Below are 13,112 nucleotides of genomic sequence, written 5' to 3' on the forward strand. Positions count from 1 at the left end.
CCATTTATTTTGTTCAGACAGTTGCTGTTGATAAATTATTAATAACTTCTTGGACAGGTGTATAGTCATAGCCAAGATCTGTTGCTACAGGAGCATAGGTGATTTTTCCGGCAAATGTATTTACACCTTGTTTAATAGCATAATTACCCTCAATTGCTGCTACTGCTCCCAGATTTGCAATTTGAAGTGCGTATGGCATTGTTACGTTCGTCAAAGCAATTGTAGATGTTCTTGGAACCGCACCAGGCATATTAGCAACAGCATAATGCACAACTCCATGCTTCACATAGGTAGGATTATCATGTGTTGTAATATGATCTACTGTTTCGAAAATTCCTCCTTGGTCAATTGCCACATCCACAATAACAGAACCTGGCATCATTTTCTTGACCATTTCTTCCGTTACTAGTTTCGGTGCTTTTGCACCTGGAATTAATACAGCACCAATTACTAAGTCTGCATTCACAACTGCGTCTTCAATATTCGCAGGGTTAGAAATTACAGTGCTTAAGCTTGCACCAAATTGATTATCTAATTCTCTTAATCTTTCAGGATTTAAGTCTAATAACGTTACATTTGCTCCTAATCCAATCGCTATCTTTGCAGCGTTCATCCCAACAATACCGCCACCAATGATTGTTACATTTCCCTTTTTCACACCAGGAACGCCCGCTAATAAGATTCCTTTTCCTCCATGCGGCTTTTCTAAGAACTGAGCACCAATTTGGACAGCCATTCTTCCAGCAACCTCACTCATCGGTGTTAATAATGGTAATTTACCATTTGCTTCTATCGTTTCATAAGCTATTCCAATTACACCGTTATCCGTTAAAGCTTTAGCTAATTCCGGTTCTGCTGCTAAATGTAAGTACGTAAACAAAATAAGTCCTTTACGGAAATACTGGTACTCGGATGCTAATGGTTCCTTTACTTTTATAATCATTTCTGCTGTATTCCATACTTGAGCTGCTGAATCGATTATTTTCGCACCTGCTGCAGCATATTCTTCATTTGTAAAGCCACTTCCGAATCCTGCATTTTGTTCTACTAAAATTTCGTGGCCACCATTTTTTAAATAAGACACACCGGAAGGAGTAATTGCGACCCTATTTTCATTGTTTTTAATTTCCTTTGGGATACCAATAATCATCAGAATTCCTCCTTGTTATAAAATCTAACATATTTTGTTAGATATCTTATTAATATAATAGGACGAATTCTGAAAATTATCTTTGTTAAAATTAATGAATCAAAAACTACTCCTTTGTGAAAAAACACAAAGAGAAAAGAGGACTGGTTGTCGTGCCCAATCGCTATTCTTTCTGCCAATGCATTAATTTTAAATCTAAATAGATCATAAACTTTTGATTAGGCATTGATAAATCAACTTCCATAATTTCTATCATCCGCTTTAAACGATATGCAAGCGTATTGGGATGAATATGCAGACGAGCGGCAGTCTTTTGTATATTTTCACTTTCATCTAAATATGCTTCTAGTGTTGCTAATAATTCTGTATTATGCGCTTTATCATATTCTTTTAGATTTCGAATAGCGATATTTTCCGATCCATCCTGCCTTCTCTTTTCTAAAAGGATATCTAAAAACTGATAGATACCTAGTTCTTGATAATGGTAAAACTCACCTGCCTCCTGAGGAAATTTCTCTCGCACCTCTAAAACAGTTCTCGCCTCTCTGAAACTTTTTGGTACATCTCGATACTGTTTGTAAACTCCCCCAAAGGTACCCTTCACTTCTTTAATAGAAAATCTGTCTTCTAAGTTTTGCTGAAAACTACAGATGAATTTTGTAAAACAAGCAATTGAATTCCCGTTATCCTCAAGAGGTGTTGCCAAAATAACTAATTCATTATCTTCAATAGTTGAGAAGGAAATTTTCACATCCTGGGATACTTTCAGTAGATAAAGTATATGCTTTTCTATTTCCTTTGTAATCATTTTAGAAAACGGGAAAATCATCACCGTAAAACAAGCTAAGGAAGGCACCCCCATTTCCTTTAATTTTTCGTTAACGTCCGTCTCTTTCACATATCCCGTTAACATCCTCCAAAAGAATTCTTGATTATCCTGTAAAGTAGGGGTTTTGCTTGTTGTAAAACGGGACAAAAGATGCCGTGCTACCGATGCCGCGTTCTCTAAAAACCCCATCTTTTCCTCCGTTAAGGGGGTTCCCATTTCGATGGCCCAAATATATCCGATTACCTCATCCCCTCTCCAAATGGAAACAGCAACCCGGTTTCCAAGACCAATATCCTCTTTCCCCTTAATCCGAATTGGCTTTTTACTTTGAAGAAGCTGTGGAATCACTCCATCCTTCCAAAAGCGATTGATTACTTTCTCTGGAACTCTGCGACTAATAATGGTAGAAATTCTGACCATATCCGTTTCTTCGTCATGACTGCTGTATACTAACACACGATGATGGGGATCCTCCAACGTGATAGGACATCCTAATAGCTCACTAACATGATCTACAAAGCTTTCGAGGGAATCATACATATCCCTTCTAAACGGATTTCGCGGCTCACTTGTCATTCATCTACCCCTTTCCAAATAAACAATCTGAAATCGTTCATAACGTTATCTATATTTTATCTTGTTTGGAGGGCATTCAACAATAAGAATCTTTAGAAAAATACATAAACTAATTTTACCTTCGCTCCCTCTGCCACTTTTATAAAAGCTAACAAAGTTGTGTAGTCGAAGGATCGGTTATTTTCCATTAATGATCTTCTATTAGCTCCTTTAAAAGATTGGCTTGTTGTCATTAAATAGGGCGTTCTTATCAAATTACAAACCAAAAAAGACCTTTCAAAAGAGTGCTCCTCCTTCAAAAGGTCCTTGTTATTGCTATATTTTCTGTTTTATAGACTTTGCATCCATTAAAATCCTTGTTTCCTTGAGCCGCTGCATATTGTAAGAAGATTCCTTCATTAATGTTTCATCCAAATAAGCAGGATGGGTCATTATTTCGATGCTTTTTCCACCTTCTACTTGCTCATGTAAATTTTCAAAATAGCTATCCGTAACTCCATCACCATAAAAATCATCTAAAAAGACATCTGTTAATGTTTGAATATCCGTAAAATGAGTGCCTGCATTTCTTACAGGTAACCCGTATTTTTCTGAAAGCTTTTTTATTACTGGATAAAATTCTTTTATTCCATGCACATGATGATGACTATCTAAATGTGATGGAGTAAGATCGGCATCAAAGCATTTTTCAATTTGCGCTGTCCATTCTCTTTCTAGATCATCCAAGCTTATTGAAACCGGATTTTTGTAAACAAAGATTTGCTTTTTAAAATTCCCCGCTTCATCTATAAGGCTTGGAACATCCTCTAAAAGCGGCCTTCCCCATGTTAACACAAGATGGACACCTACCTTTAAAGATGGTGTATCTTTAGCTAAGGAAATGGCATGCTTTGTTGCCTTTGCATTCATCATCATCGTTGCAGACGTAACAAGTCCCTTGAGATGGGCATCAATGATTCCATAGTTAACTCCTCGACTAAGACCGAAATCATCTGCATTAATAATCACTTTTGTCATGGATTCGTCTCCTTTTAAAGCCTATGGAGCCATCAATTTATATACACAGCTCAGCTTTTTTTATACAAACACTTTTTTCCGGAAAAACTGTGGTAAATACGCTCTATGTGCTTCTAGCATTTCATCAAGAATTAGCTTAGCAACTCGGTCACTTGGCACGAGTGGATTAATGGTCATGGCAAGCAGCGCTTTCTCATAATCGCCAGAAATAGCTGCTTCAATAGCTACTCTTTCAAAGGATTTGATTTGCATAACTAATCCTTGAACCGCTATTGGAAGCTCTCCAACCGTGATCGGCTTCGGTCCGTCTTTCGTAATAATACAACTGACTTCCACTGCTGATTCATATGGAATTCCCGTAATTGCACCATGGTTCACTGTATTGACTGCTTGGATATCACATTTATCCATATACATAGAACGAATTAGACGAACAGCAGCATCGCTATAGTATGCGCCTCCACGTTTTTCTAACTGGGGAGGTTTTATAGCAAGTTCTGGGTCTTTATATAATTCAAATAATCCCGCTTCTAATTTTTGCACCACTTCCGCACGAGTTTCCCCTTTTTCCGCATCCTTTAACTCCTGTGCAAGTACATCTCCTGTTTTGTAATAATAATTGTGATATGGACAAGGGAATAAATTTAATCCTCTTAAAAATGAAGGCTCCCAGCCCATCGCATGAATATTTTTCATCGTAATTGCTTTGTCAGGGTCTGTTATTAATTCGATTATCTCACTCTTCACACTTTTGCCGTCAACAAACACATCAATTCCGTAAACCATATGATTCAGACCTGCGAAATCTATTCTTACTCTTGCAGGATCGACATTCAATAAATCCGCAACCCCTCGTTCCATTCCAATCGGTACATTGCATAAACCAACAACTTTTGAAATCCCACTGTAGCGCAAAACTGCTTCTGTTACCATTCCAGCAGGGTTTGTAAAGTTAATTAACCAAGCATCGGGACAGAGTTCTTCCATCTCTTTCGCTATTTCCAACATAACTGGAATAGTCCGAAACGCTTTAAATAATCCGCCAGGTCCGTTTGTTTCTTGACCAATGACGCCATGCTTCAACGGAATTTTCTCATCAAGCGCTCTTGCTGCAAGCTGCCCCACCCGCAATTGGGTTGTAACAAAATCAGCCCCGCTAAGCGCCTTTCTCCGATCTAATGTGAGAAAAATATCAATCGAAACACCCGCCTTTGCTACCATTCTACGCGCTAATTCGCCGACAATTTCCAACTTTTCTTTACCTTCTTCAATATCAACAAGCCATATTTCTTTTACAGGTAATTCTTCATGGTACTTAATAAAGCCCTCGATTAGTTCAGGCGTATAGCTTGAGCCTCCACCTATAGTAACTATTTTTAAGCCTTGGCTCATTCTGCCATCCCCTTTCTCGTTGTCTGTTGCAAAACTTCTTCTCGCAATTCAATAATCTCAAGAGCAAGGTCTTTCAATGTCATTGCTGTCATTAGGTGATCTTGTGCATGGATAAGGATAATCGGAATCATAAATTGGTCCCCACCAGCCTCCAGATGGAGTAATTTTGTCTGGATTTTATGAGCCTCTGATAGTTCCGTATCTGACTCTGTTAACTTCTTTTTGGCAGCATGAAAATCCTTTTTTTTCGCATCCTGTATGGCTTCCATCGCAAAGCTTCTCGCATTTCCGCTATGTAAAATCAGCTGAAAGGAGAGTTGGTATAATTCTTCCGTATTCACCTTATTTCCCTACTTTCTTTCAGACACTTACAGAATCGGAATCTTTTGCAAGCTCTGTTTTATTTTTTGAATCAATTTTGACCTGCGCATAAACAAATGGTAAATAAACAACCGTTGATATAAGTAAATTTAAAGCAGCCAAGCCAGCCCCCAGAAAGCTTCCCCCAGTCGCTAAGTAGCCGCCGACTATCGGTGGTGTTACCCACGGAATTTTTGCAGTTACTGGTGGGACAATTCCGTATTCAACTGCAAGATACGAGATAATAGTTGTAATAACAGGTCCAAGTACAAACGGAATAAACCAAATTGGATTTAAAACAATTGGTAGACCAAATAGAATTGGCTCATTAATTTGGAAAACACCCGGAGCCCCACCAAGCCCAATCATCTGCTTATATCGTTTTCTTCCTGCAATAATCATGGCAATAATTAATCCTAAGGTTGCACCGGCTCCACCTAAAAACACAAACGCATCGAGAAATGAACCTGCAAGGATATGATATTCTCCTAATGCTTTTACTCCCGCTTGAGCTAAATCGATGTTTTCAGCTCCTGTTTTTTCAAACAAAGGCGTCGTAATTCCACCTAATACATTTGTCCCGTGTAAGCCTAACATCCAGAATAAGTGTATTAACAATACACTTAATATGGCAAAAGGAAGAGAATCAACAGCATTTGTTAATGGGGATACAATCACTGTATTTAACCAATCATTTAGTACCTTTCCATCTGTAACCATTCTGAAAACTACCCCAAATAGTCCTGCTAAAAAAATAGTTCCCATACCTGGCACTAATTTTGCGAATGACTTAGAAACAGCTGGCGGTACCCCATCTGGCATTTTTATAACCAATGCTTTAATTTTAGATAAACGTAAGAAAATTTCTGTTGTAATCAATGCTACGATAATGGCTGTAAATAGAGCAGTGGCGTTGAAATAATTAACAGAGACTAACCCCCAGACTCCACCTGCAACTGTTTCAGTCGCAGCTTCATCTATTGGTAATGTGACATTTGCTGTTTGGGGCAATAATAAGAAAAAACAGGCTGCGGATATAAGCATTGCTTCAAAGCCCTCATCTCCATAAGATTTAGCTAATTTATAGGAGATACCAAACACTGCAAACACAGAAAGAAAAGCAAATGTTCCAAACCATATATCCCCACCTAGCGTTGACCAGTTTGGACCAAATATTGCTTCCATCATTCTTCCATATGGCGGAATAATTTGCCCAAGATTATTAAAAAGTACTGCAAAGGAACCTACAATAGTAATAGCAATCATACCAATTAATGTATCCCTAATCGCAAGCAGATGTCTTTGATTACCGAGCTTTAATGCAAATGGCATAATAAATTTCTCAATAAATCCCATCATTTCTTTATTCCCCCTTAATTAAAGTAGTGGCTTGTTCCAACACTTTTTCACCATCGCATAGTCCGTAGTCTTGCGGGTTAATGGTTGCAACAGGAATCCCTTTTTGATCGCCTGCTTTTTTTACTTGAGGCAATAGAAATCGTACTTGAGGGCCTAACAAAACGACATCAGCGTTCTCTATCTCGTCATTCACTTCAGAGGTTGCTATCGCCCAAATCTTGCAGTCTATCCCTTGTTTTTTTGCACTTTGTTCCATCTTCGAAACTAATAAACTTGTAGACATTCCAGCTGAACAACATAATAGAATATTCAATAATTCATCCCCTTTTAATTGATAGATTATTCTGACTTTTGATTTTAAAAAAACGGATATCCCTTCTGATTATTTTACTTGCGAATTCCTCGGCTAGTCTGCTTTCTTAAGTGAGATAAAGAAATAGGGAAAACCCTTGTCTATATTGTAATAACAAATTGTTTATATTTCAATATATTTTTATTTGTTATTACAAATTTATTAATTGTTTGCTTATTAAGATTAGAAAAGATATTCTATACATATAGATATTACGGAGGGAAACGATTGTGGAAGAAATAAACAAAGAAGCTGCACTGCACTCCATTGTAAAAGAGTCTATTATCAACATGATTAAAAGTGGCGAATATCAACCGGATACTAAATTGCCAACTGAGGCAGAATTTTGCAAAACGTTTGGAGTTAGTAGAACAACCATCCGCACTGCACTGCAACAGCTAACGGTGGAAGGATATGTGTACCGAGTGCAAGGGAAAGGTACCTTTGTTGCGGAAAATAAAGTAAAACAATCTTTAACTAGTACAGTGGAACAGTTCTCTGAACAAATTATGATGCAGGGGAAAGATCCATCTATAAAAGTACTACAGCTTAAAGTCATAGAAGCCACAGACTTCCTTGCCAAACAATTTAACCAAAACATAGGAGAACCAGTTAACTGCCTAGAACGGATGCGTTATGTAAACGATGCTCCTCTTCAATATGAAATCTCTTATCTACCCTGGTATAAAGTACCTGGATTAGATAGTTCGGCATGTGAAAAATCCTTATATAAAATGCTTGAAACAAAATACAATATTAAGATAAGCAAAACAGTAGAGCATCTTGAATTGATTTTGGCAGATGACACGATTTCTAAGATGTTAAAGATACCAGCTGGCTCCCCTTGTTTTTTATTGGAAACTTTTGCTTATGCAGAGGATGAAACAGCTATTGAATATTCAAAGACGATTTATAGAGGTGACAGAGCGCACTTTGTCATTGAACGGAATTATTAATTAGTAAGAATAGGTGGGTATTTGTTACTACAAATATCCGCCTGGATTAAAAGATGGTTTTCTAATGAAGTAACTTCTGGTGACTTTTACTCCGGGATTTGGCTAAAGTTATTTTTCTTTATAAACTCTTCTTTTCTATACGAATCTAGTAAAAGCTTGCTTGCTCTTTATGAACACCCTTTTTCTCAACCAACCTATTAAATATGGCTTTCATCCTCTTTATGAAAACTCTTTTTTCCACAAATAATCCACATTACACCCTTTCAGCTCTTCACCAAACAGTTTTTTTCCACAATAAATTCCTAATGCCAGTTTTCCGACCGAATATTTCTTTCTCATTACCACTTATTTTTCCACAGAAGCACCAAATTTACTATATTATCCACATTTTATCCACAAAAGCAGTCGATTTACTCACAAAAAAACCGATTAGCACAAGTCACATGACTTTCCTAACCGGTCCTAATATCTATTCTATTAATTTTGGTTTAACATTTGAAACGACTTTATTTTTACCAAACGACTGACTAGCACTAAACCGATAATAGCCCCTGCAAAACTACTAACAGCAAAGGATGGCAGGTAAAATAATGCCCCTGTCTTTGTGCCTAACAAAACGGAAGCATAAGGCACTGCAACTAAAGAAGCAATGATTCCTGTTCCAACAAATTCTCCTAATGCAGCAAAAATCGGCTTCGAGGTTTTATGAAATAGATAACCTGCCAAAAGTGCACCAATCATACTTCCTGGGAAGGCTAATAAAGATCCAGTTCCTAATAAATTTCTTAACAGTGAAGTTGCAAAGGCAATGATCACTGCCGGAATTGGACCGAGTATGACTCCAGCTATTACATTTAACGCATGTTGAACTGGGTATGCTTTGGCAATACCTGCTGGAAACCAAAGAAGGGTGGAACCATATGTGCCAATAGCAGTAAACATAGCCATTAACACTAGAAGTTTCGTTCTTTTCAAATTCATTTCCTCCTCTTAATCATTTTAAGCATAAAAGTAACGGCACCGACTGATACGTAGGAATGAATACATGAATATCGTCTATTTACATACTGACCATTGATAAACAACAAAAAAGCCAGATCTAAACAGACCTGACTGATAAAGTCAAAAAGAAATAGAGTTAATCTGCTACTTCCCTACGCTGGCATAATCCAGATCAGGTCTTTAGGGTTAAAAAACGAACAGGTTTTTCTCTCAGCCATCACCTGGCACCCCTAGTAGTCAATATATGCTTATGCTCTTTATTGTAACTTATTTCCTTTCTAACAAAAAGCACTATTTTTCTTTAATTAAAGGTATTGGAGTATCCTTTCAACTAACTAGTATAGAACACTTCTAGACTACTTTACTCTTCTGACAATTTATCCACAAACTGCATGTCGATTAATTCATCGTAGTTATAGCCTTCTGTGTATACACCCGTCTTTTCTACGACATCCATTGGTTTTGCTACAGATTCTTCGGAAATATAGCCATCTTTACTCCATAATTCATCTGCATAAGCTCGATCTAGCGAAGCCTGCAGACTTTCCACTGATGTGGAAGGGAATTCCGCTTTTAGCACTTGCATGGATAGTTCCGGATTATCCTCCACTGTTTCTAATCCCTTTAATACTGCTCTGACAAAGCTCTCCACTACTTCTGGCTCTTTTTCTATTGTGGATTTTTTGACACTGACAACTGAATACGGATAATCTCCTAAACTAGCGAAGCTATAAAACGGTTCTTTCCAGACGCCTTTGTTCATTCCTTCTGTAATTTGTGGTTCTCCTCCGTTTGCAATATCAGCATTCCCAGATTCCACTAGGGACACAACTGCACTTGCATCAGCTGGTTCTTCTAGTGTTACATCTTTTTCAGGATCCAATCCTAACTCCATTAACAGCCATCTTGTCAACAGGTTGGGGCTTCCTCCATATCGACCCGCAGCAATCGTTTTTCCTTTTAAATAATTTGCCAGCTCTTCCTCATTCTCACTATCAACTGGTTCATCTGAATTTCCCATCAAATAGACATTTGCTCGATTGACAACATTGACTACTGACTGAATAGGATCAGAGCTTCCCAGATTCGCCATTTGATTGGAATCTGGTCCGCCAATTACTCCCCAAGCATCTCCGCTCACAACAGAAGTAACATGAGCACCTCCTGTTGCTGTTATAACTTCTACCTCCAGTCCCTCTTCTTCAAAATAACCTTCCTCTATCGCAACATATAGTGGAAGATAGCCAATCAAGTGAACGGGCTCAGAGATAACAAGCTTTCGCAAACCATCCTTCGTTTCATTTGCCCCCTCATGTGAACTACATCCAGAAAGGATCAACACAATACTAAGACATGCAATTAAAAAAATCCTGCACTTTTTCAAAGGTAATGCCCCCTTTTTATATATAAATAGAATGGGAAAAATGATTAGTGGATTGAAAAAGGAAGATGAATAAGAAGTATAATGTGGATGATGGAACTAACTATTCTATTTCATATATATGGAGCATTTTTTCTCATTATGTGCTTTCCAAAAGGAAAATATCTTATTCAACATTTCTCCCTTTTAACAGAAGCTTTTCTATCCATACAGTAGCAAAGTACATAACAATCGATAAGATGGACAATACTGCTACTCCGACCCAGACGAGATTAATGTTCATAATTTGGCCTGCATATAGAATCATTCTGCCAATGCCTTGTCTGGAGCTTATAAATTCGCCAACGATGGTACCTGCCAAAGCTAAAGCAATATTTATTTTCAAACTACTTACAATCCATGGCATCGTAGTTGGTATGACAACTTTTGTGAAGACATGCCATCTCTTGGCACCGAGAGAATACATTAATTTTTCCAAATCCTTATCTACTGCCTTCACACCACTATATGCCGCAAGAGCTGTAGTAATAATGGTCATCATAAAAGCGAGAACTACTTTGGAGCCAAAGCCTATTCCAAATAAAATAACAAGGACCGGTGCCAAAGCTAGCTTCGGGACGGCATTAAATGCAATTAAATACGGTTCTGAAATACGAGAATAATAGTAGGACCACCAGAAGGAAAGCCCTAATAAGGCGCCAAAAAAGGTTCCTAATCCAAAACCAAAGATGGTTGCCCCTGATGTGTATATTAAATCATTCCATAACGAGCCCTCTGTCCAAGCTATATAACCTGTTTTCCATATCGTAGTTGGACTGCTCCAATAATAGGAATCAATAACCTTCCATTTGGACAGCAGTTCCCATGCTAGAAGAAAAAGAATTCCAAAGCTCCATTGTCCTATCCGGGTAAAATTCTTTCTCCTTTTCGCAATGGCTTCTTCATCCTCGATATAAAATTCTCTTTTTGTTTCCATACATAGCCCTCCTTCCTTATTCTGTTTCTTCATTCGACTTCAGCGCTTGTAGAACATATTCCTTTAATTGAATAAACGCAGGGTCCAGAAGGGTTTGTTCAGTTCGTGGTCTCGGTAAATGAATGGATACCTTTTCCTTAATCGTTCCCGGTCTTGGTGTGAGAATATATATTTCATCAGATAAAAAAATGGCTTCATCAATATCATGTGTGATAAAGAGAATCGTTTTCTTAAAATCTCCCCATATTTGTAAAAGCCATTCCTGCATAAGCAATCGTGTTTGTGCATCCAATGCTCCAAAAGGTTCATCCAATAAAATAACATCTTGATCATAAAGCAAAGTCCTTAACAAAGCTGCTCGTTGTCTCATCCCTCCAGATAATTCCTCTGGGAAATGTTTCTCAAATCCTTCTAATCCGTATCTTTCTAACAAAGGCAAGGCTCTTTGGATTGCCTCTTTTTTCGGAACACCTTTTACTTCTAATCCTAAAATCACATTATGGAGAATATTTCTCCACGGCAGGAGCAAATCTTTTTGGAGCATATAGCCGACATGCCCACTTTTACCAACAATATCTTTTCCGTCTAAAAAGACATGACCAGTAGATGGTTTTATTAATCCAGCAATAATATTAAATAACGTTGATTTTCCACAACCACTAGGACCAATGATACTGACAAATTTCCCCTCTGGAATCTGCAAATTCGCATCCTTTAATGCGAAAAATTCTTTTCCATTTTTCCGAAAAACCTTACCACTTTTTATTACCTCTAATTTGTACAACCTGCATCCCTCCCCATTCTGAAATATTCATTGTATTTGCGTATTATTTACATAGAAATTCTAGATTTTCAATGAACGTTCCACATTTCTAAACTTGCTCTTGCTATACTATATGTAAAAATAGGCGAATGGGATAATTATTATAGAAAAAAGCTATCTAGTTAAAAAAACCTTTCTTCTGCTTTTTTAATAATCTGAAAATTATAACAAACACAGATAAATTATGTGTTAAAATGAACGTATATTTTTTTTCAAGAACTGGAGTCCTGTACATGTTACAAAAAATGAATGCTTTTCTTGGAAAGTGGATGCCGATTTTAACCCCTGTGAGTGTAGTCATTGGTGTATTGCTAGCCGGTGTATTGCATCATGCCGCTTACTTAGTACCATGGATTTTTGCGATTATGACTTTTGTAGGTAGCTTGACATCTAACTTTCAATCGGTGAAATATACGATTACTCACCCGCTTTCTTTACTGTTAACACTGGCTATTCTTCATATCGTCACTCCTTTATGGGCTTTTCTAATCGGACATCTATTTTTCCAAGGGGATGCCTATACCATTACTGGTCTTACTTTGGCTGTTGTTATTCCTACTGGGATTACAAGTGTTATTTGGGTTAGCCTATATAAAGGAAATATTGCACTAACGCTAGCTATTATCTTGCTCGATACCTTACTTTCTCCATTCCTTGTGCCTTTAAGTATGAGTCTATTTGTTGGAGAAGCTGTTGAGTTAGAAGTTTGGGGAATGATGCAGGGGCTTCTTGGAATGATTGTTTTGCCCTCGATTGCCGGTATGCTTGTTAATCAATTTTCAAAGGAAAAAGCAAAAGCATGGAATCAGACACTTTCCCCCTTTTCCAAAATTGGCTTAGCACTTGTTGTTAGTATTAATAGTTCGGTAGTGGCACCTTATTTGCGGGATATTGATAAGAAGTTCCTTCAAGTAGCACTTACTGTTTTTATCATTTCAT

The 13,112-nt window shown here is 37.6% G+C and carries 13 protein-coding genes and 1 riboswitch; of the genes, 2 read left to right on the forward strand and 11 right to left on the reverse strand.

What is annotated here, in order from left to right:
* Window positions 1-13 precede the first annotated feature (13 nt).
* The 7 genes from ald to ADJ83_RS07615 all read right to left on the reverse strand — a co-directional run bounded on the left by ald (window position 14) and on the right by ADJ83_RS07615 (window position 6,996).
* Entirely contained in the window at window positions 14-1,150 is a 1,137-nt protein-coding gene (gene ald / locus ADJ83_RS07585; protein ID WP_031537689.1) for an alanine dehydrogenase, read from the reverse strand.
* A 163-nt stretch (window positions 1,151-1,313) separates the two neighbouring features.
* Window positions 1,314-2,555, reverse strand: coding sequence for a helix-turn-helix domain-containing protein (locus tag ADJ83_RS07590; protein WP_048717422.1), 1,242 nt, complete (start codon window positions 2,553-2,555; stop codon window positions 1,314-1,316).
* Window positions 2,556-2,870: 315 nt separating this feature from the next.
* Window positions 2,871-3,572 (reverse strand): chitin disaccharide deacetylase, encoded by a 702-nt coding sequence (gene chbG, locus ADJ83_RS07595; protein ID WP_031537685.1) that lies wholly within the window; start codon window positions 3,570-3,572, stop codon window positions 2,871-2,873.
* Window positions 3,573-3,632: 60 nt separating this feature from the next.
* The gene (locus tag ADJ83_RS07600) at window positions 3,633-4,964 is read right to left on the reverse strand and encodes a 6-phospho-beta-glucosidase (protein WP_048717424.1); all 1,332 of its coding nucleotides are present in this window, start codon (window positions 4,962-4,964) and stop codon (window positions 3,633-3,635) included.
* Window positions 4,961-5,305: a PTS lactose/cellobiose transporter subunit IIA gene (locus tag ADJ83_RS07605; RefSeq protein ID WP_048717427.1), complete on the reverse strand. Its 345-nt coding sequence runs from the start codon at window positions 5,303-5,305 to the stop codon at window positions 4,961-4,963. The genes ADJ83_RS07600 and ADJ83_RS07605 overlap by 4 nt, the downstream gene beginning before the upstream one ends.
* A gap of 19 nt (window positions 5,306-5,324) precedes the next feature.
* Window positions 5,325-6,683, reverse strand: a complete 1,359-nt coding sequence (locus ADJ83_RS07610; RefSeq protein WP_048717429.1) for a PTS sugar transporter subunit IIC — start codon at window positions 6,681-6,683, stop codon at window positions 5,325-5,327.
* A gap of 4 nt (window positions 6,684-6,687) precedes the next feature.
* On the reverse strand, window positions 6,688-6,996 hold the full coding sequence (locus ADJ83_RS07615) for a PTS sugar transporter subunit IIB (RefSeq protein ID WP_048717431.1): 309 nt from the start codon (window positions 6,994-6,996) through the stop codon (window positions 6,688-6,690).
* Between the two features lie 269 nt (window positions 6,997-7,265).
* On the opposite strand from ADJ83_RS07615, the gene ADJ83_RS07620 reads away from it, so the two are divergent.
* Entirely contained in the window at window positions 7,266-7,991 is a 726-nt protein-coding gene (locus tag ADJ83_RS07620) for a GntR family transcriptional regulator (protein WP_048717433.1), read from the forward strand.
* Window positions 7,992-8,468: 477 nt separating this feature from the next.
* Here the strand turns inward: ADJ83_RS07620 and thiW are convergent, their stop codons facing one another.
* The 4 genes from thiW to ADJ83_RS07640 all read right to left on the reverse strand — a co-directional run bounded on the left by thiW (window position 8,469) and on the right by ADJ83_RS07640 (window position 12,134).
* Window positions 8,469-8,966, reverse strand: a complete 498-nt coding sequence (gene thiW, locus ADJ83_RS07625) for an energy coupling factor transporter S component ThiW (protein WP_048717435.1) — start codon at window positions 8,964-8,966, stop codon at window positions 8,469-8,471.
* A gap of 159 nt (window positions 8,967-9,125) precedes the next feature.
* A riboswitch (TPP riboswitch) is annotated at window positions 9,126-9,235 on the reverse strand.
* Between the two features lie 119 nt (window positions 9,236-9,354).
* Window positions 9,355-10,377 (reverse strand): ABC transporter substrate-binding protein, encoded by a 1,023-nt coding sequence (locus ADJ83_RS07630; protein WP_048717437.1) that lies wholly within the window; start codon window positions 10,375-10,377, stop codon window positions 9,355-9,357.
* A gap of 163 nt (window positions 10,378-10,540) precedes the next feature.
* Complete coding sequence (locus tag ADJ83_RS07635; protein ID WP_031537682.1) at window positions 10,541-11,350, reverse strand: ABC transporter permease; 810 nt, start codon at window positions 11,348-11,350, stop codon at window positions 10,541-10,543.
* Between the two features lie 16 nt (window positions 11,351-11,366).
* On the reverse strand, window positions 11,367-12,134 hold the full coding sequence (locus ADJ83_RS07640) for an ABC transporter ATP-binding protein (RefSeq protein ID WP_031537680.1): 768 nt from the start codon (window positions 12,132-12,134) through the stop codon (window positions 11,367-11,369).
* A 272-nt stretch (window positions 12,135-12,406) separates the two neighbouring features.
* On the opposite strand from ADJ83_RS07640, the gene ADJ83_RS07645 reads away from it, so the two are divergent.
* A partial coding sequence (locus ADJ83_RS07645) for a bile acid:sodium symporter family protein (RefSeq protein WP_048717439.1) occupies window positions 12,407-13,112 on the forward strand: 706 nt, incomplete at its 3' end.

The sequence above is a fragment of the Bacillus sp. 522_BSPC genome, assembly GCF_001076885.1.
Lineage (GTDB): Bacteria > Bacillota > Bacilli > Bacillales > Cytobacillaceae > Niallia > Niallia hominis.